This is a genomic window from Synechococcus sp. CBW1108, assembly GCF_015840335.1.
Classification (GTDB): domain Bacteria; phylum Cyanobacteriota; class Cyanobacteriia; order PCC-6307; family Cyanobiaceae; genus Cyanobium_A.
The window spans coordinates 3,137,683-3,155,574 of record NZ_CP060395.1 but is presented as its reverse complement, the minus strand read 5'-3'; the positions used below and the strand labels follow the sequence as shown (position 1 = coordinate 3,155,574).

Genomic DNA, 17,892 nt, shown 5'->3' with positions numbered 1-17,892 from the left:
TGAGCAACACATCAGGGCTGGCTGCCCGTAGGGCGTTGGCCATGGCCATGAACGTGGCAATCCTGATGTCGACCTCACCAATGCCCCATGCGCTCCCTTTATCTCCTGCGCCCCCACGGCACCGCCGGCATCGAGGGCGAGCAGCTGGTGGTGAGCAGCGGCGAGCAGGAGCTCGACCGCATGTCCCTGCCCCTGCTCGACCAGATCCTGGTGCTGGGCCACTTACAGCTCACCACCCAACTGATCCGCGCCTGCCTGCGGCGCGGCATTCCGATCGCCTACCTAACCAGCGGTGGCCAGTGCCTGGGACGCCTGCAGCCCTTGGAGAGCGGCTACCGGCACCGGTCCCGCCGTCAGGCGGAGCTGTCCGCGGCCCAGAGGCTGGCGGTGGCCCGCAGGTTGGTGGCTGGCAAGATCGCCAATAGCCGGGTGGTGCTGCAGCGGTTCACGCGCCGAGGCGGCCGGCCTGCTGTGGAATCCGCGTTGCGGCGGCTGGCTCAGCTGCAGGCGCTCACGGCGAAGGCACCCTGCTCCAACCATCTGCGGGGGCTGGAGGGAGCTGCAGCAGCTCTCTACTTCCGCAGCTTCGGCAACCTGCTGGAAGGAGATGGTTTCGGCTTCGCGGTACGCAGCCGGCGGCCGCCAGGCACCCCATTCGATGCCCTCTGCGGTTTCGGCTATGGGGTGCTGTGGAATGCGCTGCTGCTGCGAGTGGAGCTGCGTGGGCTTGATCCTTATGTCGGTGTGCTGCATGTGGGCTCGGCTCGCCATGCAGCGTTGGTGTCGGATTTGATCGAACCGCTGCGGACCTACCTGGTTGATCCCTTCCACGGACAACTGATTCGCAGCGGTCAGTTGCGGGCCGAGGAGCACTTCGAGCCCAACGCTGGCGGTGTGTACCTCTCCGAGACCGGCCGGCGCCTGTGGCTGCAGGCCTGGTCGGCCTTCATGGCCGAGCCGATCATCCTCTGTGATGGCAACACCGGGCCGCGTTGGGAAGTGCTCGATCAGCTGGTACAGAGCTTCGCCCGTTTCGTGGACGATCCCGAGCAACCCCTGCTGGTGCCCCTGAGGCGATGAACCAGGAGCAACTCTGGGTGATCGCCTACGACAGCCCCAGCAACAAGCGACGCCGCAAGCTGGCCAAGTTGCTGGAGGGCTATGGGGTGCGCATGCAGTGGAGCGTGTTCGAGTGCCGGCTGCGGCCCCACCAGATGCAGCGCCTCAGGCATGGCCTGGAGCGCATCGCCGAGCCGGCCGACAGCATCAGGCTCTGGTCGCTGCCGCAGCGGGCTGTGGCAGCTGAGCAGATGGGCCGGGATGTGGAGGTGACGGTCTGGCAGGACAAGGTGATCTGACCAGGTTCCCGAGCGTTGTCTCGCGGTGTCGCTCTGGGGGTGCGCGTAGGACCTTCAGTGCAGAACGACTGGCTTCAGAGGCTTGGTCCCTTTCGATCCGCCGCGCACCCCCCGGCGATCGGCCGAAACCCCAGTGTTTGTGTCCTCCTGCGCGCTGCCCTGCGGCGCAGGGGATCTCAGCGTTTTCCACAGGCTTGACGCCACGGCCAGCCGCGGCCAAAGTAGGGAGGTGCGCAAACGGTCTCCGGATCGCCTGCCGCGCAGGCCCTCTCGGGGGCCGCTGTCACCACTCGTTGGTGACACCTATTGATTGGAAACGCCGCCATCATGAGGAGAAGACTATTTTTCATCTTCCGGTCACCACTCGTTGGTGACACCTATTGATTGGAAACGCCCCCATCATGAGGAGAAGACTATTTTTCATCTTCCGGTCACCACTCGTTGGTGACACCTATTGATTGGAAACTAGCCTCCTTCGAAACCGTAGCCACCATGGGCCCCCGGTCACCACTCGTTGGTGACACCTATTGATTGGAAACTGGGCTCACAAGGGATTCATAAGCACTTAAGGGAACCTCGAAAAACCAAGAATCATACACCTACAGAAGCTTACAAAAAAACGCCTTGCGGCGCCAAATGGTCTAATAAATTGTACATCAAAATGACTGAATTGACTCAGGCGGCTACGTACTAATTATTACTCATGCGAGTGCAAGCCCACGATCCGCTCTTAGAAGATATCGCAGGAAGTTGAATGTCAGGTTCTTGAGAAGCACCGCCAGCTTTCGGGGTCGCTTACTGCAAGGGGTGTCGTAAGCCACCACCCACCGCATCACTCCACCCTCCTCAGCGTCGCTGTGGCACCGTGAGACCGCTGGCGGGGTCGTACACAAAGCGCACATAGGAGCGCACCAGCGCATCGAGCAATTCCCAGCGTGGTCCGCAGCGATCGTTCGCCAGTTGCACCTCCTCCGCCATATGCACCGCCCATGCCCCCATCCATTGGCGGCGCGTGACCGCGTTGAGAAAGACACCTCCTTTGCGCCGTTCAAATCCCGCCTCCGCGTTGATGCGGCCGGTGCGGATCATCCACACATTGAACGGGTCCACCAGCAGCGTTCGGAAAGGCTCAATCAGGTCTGAAACCAGTGCGGGGTGGCGTGCGGATCCCACATGCAGCACACCCTCGTAGGGGTCGAGGCCATGCAGCTCCAGCCGCGTTTGCATCGAGCTCGCCAGCACGCCATAGCCATAACTGCTGAGCGCATCGAACGGACTCGTTGGCGGCCGGAATTGTCGCCCCATCACTGGAAACCCGCTTTCTGCTAACAGCAGGCCCAGGGCCTGCTGTTATTCCAGCGCCGCATTGCCCTCCAGCCCCTGGATCCGCTCGGGCGGGTCACTGTTGCTCAGCTTGTTCAACAGCCAACTGAGCCTCTCCAGCGAGGCATTGATTTCCTGGCGGCGCTGGCGGCGAGTTAGCCGCAGCAAAAGCACCCGCCCATTGGCAATCTTGCCGCGGATCAGGCTCACCGCCGCCGTCTGACGCTCCTGCGTGCTGAGCATCTGCTGATGGCGCATCCGATGGCGATAGCCCTTGTCGATCGGCAGAAGACGCCCCTGGCACCAGCCAGACGAACTGAAATAGGCAATGCTCACCTGCCGCTCAAGGCAAGCGCGGATCAAGGGGGTGGTGAGCTGCAGGTTGCCATGCACCAGAATCTGATCGAGCTGAGGTAACGGAACCCTCTCCAGCTCTTCTTCGCCTTCGCGAACCACAACCTGTTCGCCCTCAAGGCCCACCTGGCCATGGCTGCGCAGCAGGTACAAACTTCTCATGGGTGCCTCCTGATCACTGAATCACACTCTTTCCGCGGTGTTATGGCAGAGCTCCATGCGCGGAACCTATGCATCTTGGGCGGATCGCCCGTCCAACAGCAGTTGCCTTGTGCGAACAACAGGACTTTGGCCTTGTTTTGCAAAAAGTGGGTCGCTGTCGCCCCAGGCTCGCATCAATTCGAGTGCTCACAGCAGGTGCGACCTGATGGTGCTCAGCCCACCAGGGATCCCAGATGCCGCTCATCGCGATGACTCTGGTGCGTTTCCGTGAATCGCATGAAAAGGATGACAGCAGGGGCCATAGCGCCCACAGTGACTCCGTAACCCACTAGCTGATCGTGCTTGTCCGCCCCAAAGCAATGCATCATGAAACGATGCAGTTCCTGCATAGGCCTGGGCTTCAACGTTCACCAGTATTTCTTGAAGCGTGTCAGCGGCGGCCAGAAAAGCCTTCTTGCCGCTACCAATAGGAGATGACCTACACAGCCGTCACCTTCGCGCCGGTGCAATCGTTCATCCAGGCGTCGCGGAAATTGCGGGATCTCTACGGCAGCTCCCTGCTCCTCTCTCACCTCGCCCGTGCCCTGGCGGACGACGCCCAGGGCCGCGGCCTCACTGTGATCAGTCCAGCCGAGGTGAGCAGTTCCCGCGGCGTGCCCAACGTGCTGGTGATCAAGGGCGACTACCGCAAGGGCCATGCTCGTGACACTTTGCTGGCCACCTGGAAGCAGCTGCTCCAGGAATGCCGCAGCTGGCTGGAGTGCAACCTGGCGGGTACCGCCCTGGAGCCGCTCGATTGGGAACGCAGCTGGGGAACGAGCTGGAAGGCCTGCGGTCAGCACAGTTGGGAGGTGTTCCATGGGGAGGGCGCCACGATCCAGGACGCCCGCCGCGCTCTGGCGGTGAACAAGCTGCAGCGCGACTGGAGCGCTCCCAACTGGACCGGAGAGAGCTCCACCCTCTCCTCGGCAGAAGCGGTGGTGCGCCCGGGAATGGGCCTGGTGCTCGACCCCCGCGAGCTCGATCCAGGCGCAGCCCGCGAAGAGACCCGCGCCTTTCTCGTGGTTCTGCGAGACAAGCTCGGCGAGGCCTTCGCTGGCGAGAACGAGGAGCTGTCGCTCAGCGAGCTGGTGAAGCGGTTGGTCACCTATGCCGATGTGGCCACTCGTGCTTTCGCCACCGCTGCCGACCCCACCCCGAACGTCACCGAACTGATCCCGGAGCGTTTCGCTCTCCTCAGTACCCGCGGGTCAGAGGAAGACAAGCCTGAATCAATCATCTGGTTCATGGCCGACGGAGATGGCATCGGCGACCATCTCCAGAGCCTCGGAACACGGCTGGGAGAAGAGCAGGCCCTGCAGTCGTTCAGCCGGCAGATGCGCCAATGGGCCGCCGGTCTTTACCAGAAGGTGCCACGACTCCTGAATAACAAGGCGATGGTGGTCTATGCAGGTGGGGACGATGTGTTCGGCGCCCTGCACGAAAGCAGTCCCGGTATGGGAGATCTGGTGCGAGCGGATCTGTGGCAATGGCTGAGGATATTTCCGGAGCTCTGGCAAGGCTGCGGCCAGCCTGCTCTCACGGTGTCGATGGGGCTGGTGTGGGCGGATTCCTCCGTACCCCAGCGGGAGGCACTGCAACATGCCCGCGATGCGGAAGCCAGCGCCAAGTTCCGCGGCAAGAACCGCTTTGCGCTGCGCCTTCTCTATGCCAGTGGCAACCACCTGGAGTGGACCTGCCCGTGGGAGTGGCTCACTCCGATCCTTGAACACTACCGCGATCGGGAGGGCCGCACGTTGCAGACCTCTCGAGATGGCAAGCCACCAAGCTGGCGCCATCTGGCCGACGATTTGGCCTGGCTGCGCGGTCGTCGCGCAATCGGTGACGGCAGCACCGGAGCCACTGCCATCGCTGAGACGCTGCTGCTTGCCTACTTCCCCGATTGGAAGCTGCCGGCGCCTCCTGAGCCCGAGCGCTCCCTCGACCAATGGCTCCTGGATCTTGGCCGGGTGATGGCCGGCCTGGAGAAAAGCAAGGGCGGCAAGCTTCAGGAGGTCAGCGCATGACAGCCATTCCCTTCCAGCATCTGATCTTGCTGGAGCCCCTCGGCCTGCTCTACGGCTCAAGCGGCCGGATGCTTTCGCCCCAGGCCCTCACCGGCCGTGCCGCCGAACACTTCCCACCCGATTCACCGGCGCTCGCTGGCCTGCTCGCCGGCCAGCTGGAGTCCGGCAGTCTGCGCGAACTTTTCACCGCTGGGCCGTTCTGGTTCGATTCTACAAGCGATCAGCTGATGTTGCCTGCGCCGTTAACCCTTTTGCAGGAGCGGGATGCCGAGCAGAAGCGCCAGAGCCGCCGGCGCCTGGCCTGGCGGGAGGGTGATGGTGCGTTGAGCCCGGCGGGCTGGTCCCCCCGTGATGGTGAGGATCCTCCGCGCAAGGCCCCCACCGGTGGCTGGGTTGCCCTGGCTCACTGGCCCCGGTTGATAGAAGACGTGGCGGTGCCGATCCACGAGAACCCCTGGCAAGCGCTACCGCACCTGCATCCGCGTCTACGCGACGACGAACGCGTCAGCGACGGCGATGGGGCCCTGTTTCTGGAATACGGGATCGCCCTGAAGGCTGGGGCCTGCCTCGCTTACCTGAGCAGCCACCAGGTGCCCGATGGCCTCTACCGCTTCGGAGGAGAAGGCCACCTCGTGGAGCTGCGAAGCAGCCCCCTGCCGTCGGAGCTACTTCGCTTGCTGCAACTGCCGCTCACGCCTCCCTTCGCGCTGATCACCCCTGGCCTGTGGGGCGGGCCGAAGCTGTCGCTGCGCGAACCGCTCGACACCACCTCAAGGCAGGGCGTGCATCCCTGGCACCGGAACGGCCAGCCCCCGGGGATTCTCACCGACAAGCCAAGGCCCTGGCGCCATCGCCTCGGTGCTGGCACGACCCGGGCTGATGGCACGCAGCCGGGCCGCCGGCGCCTCTCGCGTGGCCGCTGGGCCGTGCCCGCTGGCACCTGCTACTTGGTAACCGGAGAGCCGCTGCCGCCATGGGCGGTCTGGCCCGAAAGCTGGTTCCCGAGGGAGGGCTTCAGCTTCCGCCAGCTGGGCACCGCCCTGGCCCTGCCGCTCAAGGCTCCACCCCCCGGCTGAGCGTCACCAAGCAGTTCTCCCAGGCCTGCCACCACCCGCCGATCTTCCGCTCCTGCTTCCACGATGTACAAACGCCGATACGGCTTGATCCGCACCCTCGCCCCCCTGCATGTCGGCGCCTCCGCTGGCGAAGAGGCAGGCAACCTCAACCTGATTTTCCGCGACGCCTTCAGCCGCACCGGGATCATCCCAGGCAGCTCGATCCGTGGGCGGTTTCGAGCAGAGATGCGCCGCCAGGACAACAGCTCCTGTGAGGACTGGTATGGCAGTGCCGCTGGCAGCAGCGAGATCAGCGAAGCCAGGGTGAAATTCGAATACGCCTCGCTGGTGTGGCTGCCGGTGTTCTGCCCCGGCCAGCCGGTGGTGTGGGTGAGCTGCCCCCGCTTGCTGCGTCGTTACGCGTCAATCGTGGATGCCACCCTCACCCGCCGGATCCCCACGCCTTACAGCTGCAGCCCCAATCTTCGCGGCCGACAGGGGGACAAGGGGATAACCCTGTTCTTCAATCTCGGCTTCATGGAAGTAACTCCCGTGGATGGGCTCGCTGAACTGATCCCGGCCACCTTGGAGGACGAAATCCCAGCGGATCGGCTGGTAGTGGTGGATGACGCTGACATCGGCCTGATTCACGACATGGCCCTGTATCGGCAAAGCCGGGTGAAACTTGCCGACACCGAGAAGAAGGTCGATGGCGGTGCCTTCTTCAACGTGGAGGCATTGCCAGAGGGCAGTGTGCTGGTGTTCCCCTTGGCGATTAAACCTGAAGGTGCTGCTGACTGGAAGCCATTCGGCAGCACCGACAGTCAAGAGCTCTATTTCGGCGGCCTGGAGAGTGTGGGTTTCGGACGTTGTGACGTCACCCTCGCCTCCCCCTCTACCCAAGAGGCGGGCTGATGGGTTGGCATCCCTACAACCTGGATCACCTGGCCCAGGAAATCGTGCTCAAGGCGCGTCATCGCGATCCCGGCAGCCTCAATCAGTCGCACAAGATGCGCGCCAGTTGTGCCTATGGCCTAGAGCGCTTCTGGGGTGAACATCTGCGGCTCAAAGATAAAGAACCCGAGAAGGCTGCATTTGTGGGCGATGTCTGGAAGGCGCTCGTGGGCACCCTCAAGCAGGGAGGCGTGACACTACCGGCCACGCTGCTGTCCAGCTCAGACGCGGAAGCGACGATTCAGGGCGTGGCTGCACAGATCTGGAGCCTCAAACCTCAGGAGCAGCAGGTGGCTCTGGCGGTACTCAGAGCCTTGTGTGATGCCGTTGTGTGGTGGACCCAGCGGCTTAAGGCCGGTGTAACCGGAGACAACTGATGGGCAGGAAAGGCAAGAGACCCAGATTTCCAGGCGGTGCGGGTGGCCCGAACCAAAAACCTAAGCCGCCAAGCCAGGTGCAGCCACCCCCTAGTTCTCGTGCTGCAGCAGCTGTTGCAGGCCCTGTAACCTCGCCCCCCCTATCGGGGGGCCGCCCGGCAACACCGTTGCTGGATTCCATTTCCAAGGCTGATCAGGTTGCAGTGATTCAGCCGGTGGCTGCGGGCGATGCTGCTCGTGTACCGATGGAGTACCGGGCCCAGTTGCCGGGGCGCTGCCAGCGGCAGTACATCAACAAACCCAAGGACGCACCACCTGGCTGGCGTGCCCCGATTCAGGAGTGGATTGATCAGTGGGTGGAGCGCGTTGATCGAACGTCGCCCTTCACAACTGCAGGCCTTCACATCACAGAAGCCCAGATCGACTGGAGACTGATCAGTAACAGCGGTGTTGATGAAGGAGTGATCCGCCCTGTGATTGGGGCCGGTGGCTGGCCTCTTATTCCTGGCAGCGGAATCAAGGGGTTGTTCCGCCGCGCCTGCCCTTCAGCGCAACTTGAGCGCTGGTGCGGCAGCCCATGTGCCCCGGGGGAGCTGAGTCCAGGAATCCTGCGCTTTCATGGCGCCTGGCCTGTCGACGCAGGCTGGATGGGTGGCCTGCTCGATGTGGCTCACCCGCAACAGAATTGGCAGCTGGGCTTCAACAACGGCCACGAAAGCCATTCAGCCTTTGGCGTGGTCAGTCTCCACAGACCCAAGCTTCAGATCGCGCTCAGCTGCACTGATCCCGCTATTTCAGAAGCCGAATGGCAGGACATTGTAGCCACGCTGCGCACAGCCCTACAGCAGGGCATCGGCGGGCGCACTTGTGTGGGCTACGGCAGCAGCGGCACAATCAGCTGCACTGATCCCGCTATTTCAGAAGCCGAATGGCAGGACATTGTAGCCACGCTGCGCACAGCCCTACAGCAGGGCATCGGCGGGCGCACTTGTGTGGGCTACGGCAGCAGCGGCACAATCAGCGGTGATCTGCTTTTTCAATGCGAGCTGGCTGGCCAGGGGCCTGCCGCCAAGTTGCTCGATGGCACCGCCGAATTTCGCCCCACAATGTTTCGTGCGGCCATCCGTGGCATGGCCCTGCGTCTCTTTGGTGGGCTCTGCGATGACGTCACCGCACGTCAGGTGGTGGGGCGCCTGTTCGGCTCACTCAGCCGGGAGGAAGGGCAGAACGTGGGCCTGCTCGCTACCGCCTACACCGATGCCAACACTGAACTTGGCTCCTACGGAAGGGGGAGCTGGCAGCAGCCGACCTACGCCACCACTGGGCGCCTGCAGTGGCGCCTGATGCGACGCTTTCGTAATAACGAAAGCGAAACGCTGCTGACGGATCTGCTTGCAGCCCTGCACGGCCTCACCATGAGCCTGGGTGGATTTGGGAAAGGCTGGAGGCGGCCAGATCACAGCATCTTCTACAGCTCATACGGCAAAACGCCAATCGGTTGCCACTGGCAATGGTCAGCTCCTGAACAACTGCCCACTTGGGTTCATGTGCAGTCCTCCGCTGATCTGACGCAACTGCTGCAGCATGCCCGTGATCTGTCACGCCGATGGCTGGAGGCCACCGGTGTTCGCTCTGGCGGTCCGGCCCGCTGGCGGGAAGTGCTTCATCCCCAGACCATGCGGATCTGGGCCCGTCGGGCCAGTGACCCAGATAACGCTGAAGCCATTCTCTGGTTTCACAGGGATCTCAAAGGCACTGCCCTGGGTGGCAAGGTGAACCAGGTTGGGCGCCTCTGGAACCGCCTCCTGCCCCTGCTGGATGGACAGGGCTCAGGCTCTGCACCAGCTAATGCTCACCAGGCATCACCCATGGCCAGGCCAGCGGCCAATCCATTCACACGTCCCTCCGCAATGGCCCGGCCGACAGCGATGGCCCGCCCAGGGGCATCCAGGCAACTGCCGCCAGTTCCGCAGGGAGCTGTGTCGATTGCCGTACATCCCGGGCCCTTCCTTGAATCGCTTGTGCTGTTCCCTGAGCAGCGTGAATCAGCTGCCTTCATCAAGCAGATGGAGGAAGGCAACGGCGCGGAAGCCGGCTTCCGGCCGGTGACCTTCTGAGCCAAGCATGACCCGCGTGCTCCTGGTCACAGTGGGCGGCAGCCCCGAGCCGATTCTTCAGGCTTATCGCGCCCACCAACCGGACGAACTGATCTTCATCTGCAGCGGCCCACCCTGCCAGGCGCCCGGCCTGGAGCAGGTGATCGGGATAGGCAGCCCCTGCCTCCATCAAGGCGTCGATGACCTACAGGAAAGCAGACCCAATCTGGTGGTACAGCTTGGCCTGCAGGGTTTCCGGCCCGACCTGCAGATCGTTGTCCTGCCAGACCCGGATGACCTGACTGCGATATATCAACAGCTCCAGACCTTCTGCCGCAGCCTTGTGGCCCGCTTCAGCAATCTGGAGCTGATCGGTGATTACAGCGGGGGTACCAAATCGATGAGTGCTGCGCTGGCGATGGCCCTTGTGGATCAAGGGGCAGCCTTGAGCCTGGTGCAGGGAGAGCGCTCAAACCTGGTGCGCATCGAGCGCAGTGCAGGCACCCGCACCATGCCTGCTGGGGTGCTGCGCCTCAACCGCCTGCTGAAGGATCAACTGCCCCACCTGCTTCAGGGTCACTTTTACGACCGTGCCGGATTGGTGCTGCGCGAGTTGCGCGTCCTCCACCAAGACAGTTTTGATGACACCGATCTGGAGGCGATCACAGAGCTGGAATCCTGCCTGGAGGTGTTGATGCTGTGGGATCAATTCCGTTGGCAAACGGCGCTTGATCGTTCTGCTCACTGCCAGCTCAGCAGCCACTGCCCGGAGTTGATCGCCTGGTGGCAGCGGGTAGCGAAGGCTCGCCAATGGCTAGAGGATGGCAAACCTCAGCAAGGAGTGACGGGCTATGAGCTGATTCAGGATCTCCTCCTCAACGCCGCACGACGCGGCAGTCGTGGTTGGTGTGATGATGCCGTTGCACGCCTCTATCGAGCTCTGGAGTTATTAGCTCAGACCTATATCCAGCTGGAGAAGGAGTTTGATCACCGCAGCTTCTGGGATGATGACCAGATTCGTCGGGATTGCCGTAACTGGTCGATTCGTAGAGGTGTGGGAGGGCTCTATTGGTGGCTCAGACAAACGGAAGGCGATCAGGGACTGGGGGGGTCAGCTGGAAAGCAGTGGTATGAACTGCGAGAGCTGCTGAATGCGCGCAATCAATCCCTCCTGGGCCACGGCTTGCGGCCGGTGCAACAGTCCGAGTGGCAAAGCCTGCAGGAGCGTGTCAACAATTTGGTGACAATCACCCTCCATGAGGCGGGCTGCCAGCAGGGCCCCCTTCCTCAACAGCTTCCGGGCATCACCCTGCTGGAGTTGCCTGCTGCTCAGCACTTTCTCTCTGTCTCACGATGACCCACATTCTGATCGTCAGCTTAGGCAACAGTCCGGAGCCGATAGTGAACTGCATCAATAGCCTGCGCCCAGATCGAGTAATCTTCTTTTGCTCAGAATTGAGCAGGGAAAACGTTTCAGCAGTACTTGACAGGGTTCCACTACCTGATTACCAGGAAGCAGCGGATGTTGTCGTCTTGCAGCAGAGGCTTCACCGCAAGCAGAGCGATGATGTCATCAATGAACTCGACAAATTGGACCGTGTCTACATCCGTGCTTGCGAATTAATTTCCGCGGTGCGCATTCAGCACCCTGGCTGCAACATCACTGTCGATTACACCGGAGGCACCAAAACCATGACCACTGGACTGGCAATGGCAGCAATCGATGATGGTATTGCTCAGCTGAGTGTGACCATCACAGACCGTTCAAGCCAGATGGCACATGAATCGGGCTACAGCGTACCAGTCCTGGTCAGCACAGCTGTGATCCAATCTCGCCGGCTATTCGAGCAGGATCTTCCATCTTTGCTCAAGCGTTTTGATTACGAAGCAGCCCGCCAGGCTGTTCGTCGGATTTTACAGCTGCCCTCCCAGGACATGGAATCAAGTCTCCAGCTACGACGGCTAGAAGACCTCCTGGTGGTGGCCGATGCCTGGGACCGTTTTGACCATCGCAGGGCCTTGGAGGTGCTTGAGCGAATGGGTGATCGCAGCCTGGATCAACGCCTGTTATTTCCACTCAAGCGCGTGGTCGGCTCCAGGCGAATACTTGACACGGTTGCCGAGATTGAAAAGTGGTCTTACATGCCAGGTCACAACCTAGAAGCTGTGGAAGACCTGTTGCGCAATGCCGAACGCCGTGCCGCCCAGGATCGCTACGACGACGCGGTTGGTCGCTTATATCGGGCCATGGAGCTAACAGCACAAATTCTGCTCAAGAAAACAGCAGATATTGACACGGCAGATGTGGATATTAAGAAGCTTCCCGAGCACATTCAAGAGGTCTACCGGAGCAAGAAACAGGCCAGTGCAGATAGCGATAAACTCAAGCTGGCGCTGAGCAATGCCTACGATCTTCTCGCTGATCTGCAACATCCCGTCGGCTTGCACTGGCGGCAACAACGCTCCCGCATTCAGGACAGTCTCAAGACTCGAAACCATAGCCTTTTTGCCCATGGTTTTAGCCCAATCAGCTATAGTGATTGGAGGATTCTTGCAGGCACCCTGGTGCCATTTCTGCAACAAGCGATTGACGACACAATCCAGCAGACAAAGTTTTCACCACTAGCGCAGCTGCCTTCTTCAATTGCCGAACTTCTGCCCTAGTTACCGCTTCAGATTGCTTAATGAGGGAGCTGAGCGATCAGCTTGATCCGCTCTCGCCTGCTGGATTGGCCACACGCAGAACCCCTACTGCAGCAATCCCGCGCAACAGCGATCGATACCTCACGCTGCCGCTGACGGCGAGCAACACCAATGCCGGGAGCAGCAAGTGGAAAATCCCCAAGGCCGAACCGACCTCTATCTGTACCCTGGCCTTGATCAGCAGGGTGAACGGAAGCAGCACAGTTGCCCCTCAAGGCCAAAACCTTTGGAGTGCTGCATGGTCAGAAGGGATTCAGAAGCAAGGGGTGAACACGAGTATTCCCATGCTGGCGGGCCGATCCGGTAACGGCGGATTCACTTAAGCCCGGGGGGGGGGGGGGGGGGCCGTGGTCGGGTCTACTGAGATGGACAGCCTGTCAACCATGCTGCCGCATCTGGCTCCAGAGCTTGATGGCCTGTTCCCCAGGGATCAGCTCCCCCAGCGTCACCTCCAGCGCCTGGCTCCAGCAGTCGTAGTGCTGCGGCTGGATGTGCAGCACCTAGCTGCCGTCGCTGCCAGCCCTCCCGAGGCGAGAGGGGTGGGCGCTTCCTTTCCGATCACGCCACTCCAGTGCGAATAGGGCTTCTGGAGGTGGGGTGGCTCAGTTTTGGTGTCGCCGGCCAACTTCATTGAAGCCAAATGCCAAGTGGACAGTACGTCCTCATCGAGATAGGACCGACCACTCTTCAACTGGGATCTCAAGCCGGGTGACCAGGGCCGCTGGCCGAGGAAGGGGGACGCCCATGAACCACTCCTAATGCGTACACATGGACGGTCTCAAGGTGATGGCTGTCGCGGTCCTGGGGGCTGGATACGGTTCAAGCAAAGGAGGGAGACCGATGCTCTGCGAACTCGTACTGGCTATTGCCATTCCCCTGCTGGTGCTGCTGCTGGCAGTGCTGGCACTGGAGCAGTGGCGCGATCAGCTGCCGGGTTGGCTGCTGCGATTGAGGTTGGCTCAGAAGAGCGCCGACTGCATCCGGCAGGCGCATAACTTCCTTGCGGGAAGCCCCCGCCGGAGTCGTGCGCCGTTAACCATCAACCCATAAAAAAACCCCTCGCAAGAGGGGGCTTGGGGGGATTCCGTTAAGGCGTCAAGCTCAGCCGAGGTTGTTGGCCTTAGCCGATTGCCGGGGCGCTCAGCGCCACGGGGGTGGCAGTAGCAGCAGCCAGGTCAAGCGGGAAGTTGTGAGCATTGCGCTCGTGCATCACTTCCATACCCAGACCAGCGCGGTTCAGCACGTCTGCCCAGGTGTTCACCACACGGCCTTGGCCGTCGAGGATCGACTGGTTGAAGTTGAAACCGTTCAGGTTGAAGGCCATCGTGCTCACGCCCAGGCCCTCTCCCCATCCTTGGCCTTGCTGCTGCCTTCGGCTTCAGCCGCAAGCTAAGGAAGCGCATCAAGCTCCATCAAGGCACCAGCGCTATCTCTACCTCAGCCGGCGCCTGATCCAACACCTGGCACCTCGCCGTAACAAGTGTTGTGCTGGTCAATCTTGACGCAAGCTGCTCACATCCACTGGATTCGCGGCGCAATAGGCGCTAGCCGTGCCTCGGCTGTCTGGCCGTGGTGGCCGAGCTGGTGGTGGAAAGTCAGGCTCTCGTGGCGGGGGTGCGTAGGGCGGCTTTGCCAAGTATTTACCCATTTGATCTCCCCTTTAGCGGGGTGGCCATGATCTAGCCCGGCAGGGTCCACAAGCGCATAGCAGTAGAGGTAGCCGCGTGTGGCGGCCCTCCTGGGAATACGCCGTTTCCACTGCGCGGCGACAATTAGGTAGGCGGACGCCTACGTAGTTGACACCGGGCAGTTTCCACGATCACGCCAGCCGCAGTGGCTCGCCATCGGGTTGGTGCTTCACCAGCAGGCAGCCGATGAGCCCTGGGGTGACCTGCTCGGCGGGTCGGGCGAAGGAGGATTGGGAGAGGTGCTGGAGCTTGGTGGCTATGGGAGTGGCTTGGCGAGGAAGTTGTGAGAGGCGCTGGTTAATGGGCGATAATGGGGGCATCCACACTTCACAACTCAGGCGATGTCAGAAGAGAAATTCAAAGCCTTGGTGGAAGCTCTCAAGGCTGATGAGGGTCTTCAGGAGCAGATCAAGGCAGCAGCGGATCCTGATTTTTTAGAGCAAATCAGAGACTATGTGATATATGTCATGACTGATGAGGGTTGTATGAAGCAGATCAAGGCAGCAGCGGATGCTGATGCTGCAAAGGATGTCAATGCCTTTGTGGAAGCTCTCAATGCTAATGAGGGTCTTCAGGAGCAGGTCAAGGCAGCAGCGGATGCTGATGCTGTTGTGGCGATTGCCAAGGCATGGGTGTTTGCTAACAAATAGTTTAGCACCAACAATCGTGAGCCATGAGGAGGGCGAATAAGCTGGCACACTGTAACCAGAAGCGGGGCTGATCACGGAACGATCACACGAGATTCAACCAATCCAACCCTAAACGTTGGTGTTCGTGGCAGCGTGTTGGCCCGATGTCATTAGCGATGCGACAATGAGTGTTTTACGCCATTGCGGCGATAAGCAATTCAGAAACTGCCTTGCATCCCTAACCTGATTGTTGCTTAAGCAGCCGATCCATTTGCCCCTTGTGTTGCCGGCAGGTGGCCGGTGCACGCTGTCGGGCGGGTTGCACAGCCAGCTGCCGGCTCGATAGCTGCCAACCTCGTCGTGTAACACCCCTTCGGGCACCAGGATTTCCTCGCCGCCCGGATGGCCGTGGCGCCTAATGCGGCGGCCAAGGGCGGCGGTGAGTGTGCTCACTCCTTAGCTGGTGCCTGGGGCGGTCGCCACTGTGCCTTTGTGGGCTGCCAACCCTCTTTGCGCCTTTCGCTCCAGAGCTTGAGGGCCTCCTCGCGGCTGAGCTCCAGCCGCCGCTTGAGCAGCGGCACCGGTTGATCCGGCAACAGCTCACCGACCGTGACCTCCAATTGCTGACACCAACGGTCCCAGCGGGTCGGCCGGAAGTGCAGCACCTGTCGGCCATCGCTCAGCCAGGCCTCCTGGGGTGAGAGCGGCGGGCGATGCCGGTTACCTAAGTGCATGGGTGCCCGGCTTAGGCCACCTCTGGCGCCCAACCCCGTTGCCTCACCATGTCCTCGGTCCAGCCCTGGCAACGGTTGGTGAGGTGCTCGCCGTGGGTGATCAGGCCGTGATGCAGGTGGCAGGTGAGCAGCGGTATGTACTCGGGCCCTGGGTGGTGGCGGAAGAAGTGGCAGGTCATGCAGACCTGGCGGCTGCGGCTGGGGCGGAGCACCGCCTTATCAAGCCAGGGCCAGTCTTCGATCTCCTCCTTGCGGGAGGGCTCTAAGCGGGAGAGGAGGAGCGGCACCATGGCGACTGTTTCATGCGTACTCCTGTACTAGCACGGTATGGAACTTGGCGCCAGGGGCTCTGCTCTGGCCGCCACCCCTTGATGGGTGCCCTTGATGGGTGGCCTTGCGGGGCGACTGGGCCGGTCACCTCAGGCTGGCTCTTATCGGAAACACGCCGACCATTTCGCACCTGCCAATTAACAGAGGACGCACCACTGCAATAGGCCCTTAGTACTGAGTCGAAACAGGCTGCACTTATAGCAGTCGACCTAACTAATTCCCCCTCAATTTAGCCGCCAAATTATGGTTCATTTGCTTAATGGGTCCTTCCTGGGTGTATAGCATGCGAGGTAATTAGAACCGCACCTGCAGGCCAGGTACAGGGTAGATGTTTTGGGATGTCCACTCAAATCGGCTAGTATGGGTATAGAAAGTCCTACCCGCCTCCCCTGCGCCAGGAGCCCCCCTCATTTCTTATCAGGAGTACCCAATGGAAGTGAGCATCACAGAAGCATCGATAGCGCTTGGCTTTCGGAGCCGCAGCACGCTCTACAGGCTGCTCAAGAATGGATCGTTGAGTGCTTTTGAGCGCCCCAGCCCATCCGGTGCACGCTGCCTTGAACTCGACGGACTGGCGGACACGGTGAGACGATTGCTGAGGAGGCAGGTCAATAGCGCTACCCCGATGCCCAGCGCGGCTCCTGCTATGGACTGGTGGGGTGATGTGGCGTCTAGCTGTAACCGCTACCTCGATGTTGACTGCTGGGGCCCACCGCCATGGAGCCCTCTGCAGTGGTCAGTGCTGGTGGGGGTAGCCCAAATGGCTATTGAGGAGTTGGGCAATGCAGGCTGAAGTTCTCGGCCGCTCCAGGGCCCAGGGGTCCCTCCGCCTCCGCACCGCCCTACGCGCTGCCGATGCCGCCTACCGGGCGGGCCAGGCGTACCTCAGCGACGTTGAATTTGACGGGCTGGTGGCAGAGCTGCAGCAGCTCGACCCCAGTGCACCTGAGCTGCTTACTCCCGGCGGTGGTAGCAAGATGCTGAGCCTGGACAAACAGGAATTGAGCGAGTGGCTGGCGGGTCTTGGTACGGCCGCTGCTGGCCGCTTCTCGGTGACCCCCAAGCTCGACGGGTGCGCCATTGCGCTGGAGTACCGCCTTGGCCTGCTCACGGCCGCGTGGACACGCAGCGGCGCGGATGCCATGCACCTGTTGCCCCTGGTTGACACCGTGCCGCCCACGCTCAACGCACCGATAAGTGTGCAGATCCGTGGTGAGCTGTACGGCCTCGATGGACGCCAGAGCACACCCGCTGCCTCCCTGCGCCGCAAGGTGCCCAGCGGTGAGGGCCTGGTGTTTGCTGCATTTGAGGTGATGCAGAGTGCGGCCGATCACGCCACCCAGCTGTTGGCGCTGGAGCGCTGGGGTCTGCCCATCCCCCCATACCTGCTTTGTGGCGCCCCACAGCTGGCCCACCACCACCGCTCATGGCTGCAGGGCCAATTGTGGAGCGAATTGCCCACCGATGGGCTGGTAGTGCAGCTGGATGACGGCCAGCAGCGCCGTCGATTGGGTGTCACCACGGTGGCGCCGCGCTACGCCCTGGCTATGAAGCGCTGAGTCGGCCACCTTTTCAGGGGTAGGGGCCTAATTCAGGCGATCACGAGAATGCACCTCTAATCGCCAGATCCATTCTGGTGCGTGGGTTTTGCCCCGATCACGTCTCGACGTGGGGCGAGGCTGGTGGGATCGCCAACGCACCAGGTAAGAGATGTCCGGTATGTGTTGAGGTGCGGTCTTCTGGCTGTGGCCAATCCTCTCCAGTGCGTCGGCCTGGGACTCGCTGCCGGTTTCCACCCTTTGTCCACCAACATCTCCCGCCTGGTGACCACCCAACATCTTTGTCACTCCAGTGCATCTAAGCGAATCAGGTGGACCAATCGGTGTATAGCAGTGTGGTGCGCGTGCCAGCCTGCTTGATCGCTCCAGGTCGATGGAAGAAGGAGAGCAGAGGGGGGGGTGTCTCTTTGACCACCTCTGTACCTAAGAATCCAGTCCCTCACAGGTATGTAAGGGGGGATTATGAGGTGGACAACCGGGTGGTCCGAGAGTGGACAAGGGGGG

The 17,892-nt window shown here is 61.4% G+C and carries 17 protein-coding genes and 2 pseudogenes; 13 read left to right on the top strand and 6 right to left on the bottom strand.

Features of this window, described 5'->3' with window-relative positions:
- The first annotated feature begins 87 nt into the window (after nucleotides 1–87).
- The gene (gene cas1, locus H8F27_RS16975) at nucleotides 88–1,080 is read left to right on the top strand and encodes a CRISPR-associated endonuclease Cas1 (protein ID WP_197149763.1); all 993 of its coding nucleotides are present in this window, start codon (nucleotides 88–90) and stop codon (nucleotides 1,078–1,080) included.
- The gene (gene cas2 / locus H8F27_RS16970) at nucleotides 1,077–1,358 is read left to right on the top strand and encodes a CRISPR-associated endonuclease Cas2 (protein ID WP_197149754.1); all 282 of its coding nucleotides are present in this window, start codon (nucleotides 1,077–1,079) and stop codon (nucleotides 1,356–1,358) included. The genes cas1 (H8F27_RS16975) and cas2 overlap by 4 nt, the downstream gene beginning before the upstream one ends.
- An 846-nt stretch (nucleotides 1,359–2,204) precedes the next feature.
- Here cas2 and cas1 (H8F27_RS17860) read toward each other — a convergent pair.
- Nucleotides 2,205–3,197 (bottom strand): annotated as a pseudogene (gene cas1, locus H8F27_RS17860) (CRISPR-associated endonuclease Cas1).
- Between the two features lie 473 nt (nucleotides 3,198–3,670).
- On the opposite strand from cas1 (H8F27_RS17860), the gene H8F27_RS16955 reads away from it, so the two are divergent.
- From H8F27_RS16955 to H8F27_RS16915, 9 genes are all read left to right on the top strand, one after another.
- Nucleotides 3,671–5,263: a type III-B CRISPR-associated protein Cas10/Cmr2 gene (locus tag H8F27_RS16955; protein ID WP_197149733.1), complete on the top strand. Its 1,593-nt coding sequence runs from the start codon at nucleotides 3,671–3,673 to the stop codon at nucleotides 5,261–5,263.
- Nucleotides 5,260–6,339: a hypothetical protein gene (locus tag H8F27_RS16950; RefSeq protein ID WP_197149731.1), complete on the top strand. Its 1,080-nt coding sequence runs from the start codon at nucleotides 5,260–5,262 to the stop codon at nucleotides 6,337–6,339. Before H8F27_RS16955 ends, H8F27_RS16950 begins: the two co-directional genes overlap by 4 nt.
- Nucleotides 6,340–6,402: 63 nt before the next feature.
- Entirely contained in the window at nucleotides 6,403–7,233 is an 831-nt protein-coding gene (locus tag H8F27_RS16945; RefSeq protein ID WP_197149729.1) for an RAMP superfamily CRISPR-associated protein, read from the top strand.
- Nucleotides 7,233–7,649, top strand: a complete 417-nt coding sequence (locus H8F27_RS16940; RefSeq protein WP_197149727.1) for a hypothetical protein — start codon at nucleotides 7,233–7,235, stop codon at nucleotides 7,647–7,649. The genes H8F27_RS16945 and H8F27_RS16940 overlap by 1 nt, the downstream gene beginning before the upstream one ends.
- 167 nt (nucleotides 7,650–7,816) lie before the next feature.
- A complete protein-coding gene (locus H8F27_RS16935) occupies nucleotides 7,817–9,766 on the top strand; it encodes a hypothetical protein (RefSeq protein WP_197149725.1) in 1,950 nt (649 codons plus the stop codon).
- A gap of 7 nt (nucleotides 9,767–9,773) precedes the next feature.
- Nucleotides 9,774–11,102 (top strand): TIGR02710 family CRISPR-associated CARF protein, encoded by a 1,329-nt coding sequence (locus H8F27_RS16930; protein ID WP_197149723.1) that lies wholly within the window; start codon nucleotides 9,774–9,776, stop codon nucleotides 11,100–11,102.
- On the top strand, nucleotides 11,099–12,409 hold the full coding sequence (locus H8F27_RS16925) for a TIGR02710 family CRISPR-associated CARF protein (protein WP_197149721.1): 1,311 nt from the start codon (nucleotides 11,099–11,101) through the stop codon (nucleotides 12,407–12,409). The genes H8F27_RS16930 and H8F27_RS16925 overlap by 4 nt, the downstream gene beginning before the upstream one ends.
- Nucleotides 12,410–12,813: 404 nt before the next feature.
- Nucleotides 12,814–13,029 carry a hypothetical protein gene (locus H8F27_RS16920; protein WP_197149719.1) on the top strand — a complete coding sequence of 72 codons (216 nt, stop codon included), beginning with the start codon at nucleotides 12,814–12,816 and terminating at the stop codon, nucleotides 13,027–13,029.
- A gap of 259 nt (nucleotides 13,030–13,288) precedes the next feature.
- Nucleotides 13,289–13,498, top strand: a complete 210-nt coding sequence (locus tag H8F27_RS16915) for a hypothetical protein (protein ID WP_197149718.1) — start codon at nucleotides 13,289–13,291, stop codon at nucleotides 13,496–13,498.
- A gap of 70 nt (nucleotides 13,499–13,568) precedes the next feature.
- On the opposite strand, the pseudogene H8F27_RS16910 reads toward H8F27_RS16915, so the two are convergent.
- Nucleotides 13,569–13,799: pseudogene (locus H8F27_RS16910) on the bottom strand (photosystem II q(b) protein); the annotation flags it as partial.
- Nucleotides 13,800–14,267: 468 nt separating this feature from the next.
- Nucleotides 14,268–14,456, bottom strand: a complete 189-nt coding sequence (locus H8F27_RS16905) for a hypothetical protein (protein WP_197149716.1) — start codon at nucleotides 14,454–14,456, stop codon at nucleotides 14,268–14,270.
- A gap of 21 nt (nucleotides 14,457–14,477) precedes the next feature.
- On the opposite strand from H8F27_RS16905, the gene H8F27_RS17855 reads away from it, so the two are divergent.
- Nucleotides 14,478–14,786 (top strand): Nif11-like leader peptide family natural product precursor, encoded by a 309-nt coding sequence (locus tag H8F27_RS17855; RefSeq protein ID WP_231596398.1) that lies wholly within the window; start codon nucleotides 14,478–14,480, stop codon nucleotides 14,784–14,786.
- A gap of 108 nt (nucleotides 14,787–14,894) precedes the next feature.
- Here the strand turns inward: H8F27_RS17855 and H8F27_RS16895 are convergent, their stop codons facing one another.
- From H8F27_RS16895 to H8F27_RS16885, 3 genes are read right to left on the bottom strand one after another with little or no spacing between them, the layout of a single operon-like run.
- Nucleotides 14,895–15,218: a cupin domain-containing protein gene (locus tag H8F27_RS16895; RefSeq protein WP_197149714.1), complete on the bottom strand. Its 324-nt coding sequence runs from the start codon at nucleotides 15,216–15,218 to the stop codon at nucleotides 14,895–14,897.
- Nucleotides 15,215–15,499: a DUF1651 domain-containing protein gene (locus tag H8F27_RS16890; protein WP_197149713.1), complete on the bottom strand. Its 285-nt coding sequence runs from the start codon at nucleotides 15,497–15,499 to the stop codon at nucleotides 15,215–15,217. The genes H8F27_RS16895 and H8F27_RS16890 overlap by 4 nt, the downstream gene beginning before the upstream one ends.
- A gap of 11 nt (nucleotides 15,500–15,510) precedes the next feature.
- The gene (locus H8F27_RS16885) at nucleotides 15,511–15,789 is read right to left on the bottom strand and encodes a galactose oxidase (RefSeq protein ID WP_197149712.1); all 279 of its coding nucleotides are present in this window, start codon (nucleotides 15,787–15,789) and stop codon (nucleotides 15,511–15,513) included.
- Nucleotides 15,790–16,611: 822 nt separating this feature from the next.
- On the opposite strand from H8F27_RS16885, the gene H8F27_RS16880 reads away from it, so the two are divergent.
- Nucleotides 16,612–17,388, top strand: coding sequence for a hypothetical protein (locus tag H8F27_RS16880; RefSeq protein WP_197149711.1), 777 nt, complete (start codon nucleotides 16,612–16,614; stop codon nucleotides 17,386–17,388).
- Nucleotides 17,389–17,892 lie beyond the last annotated feature (504 nt).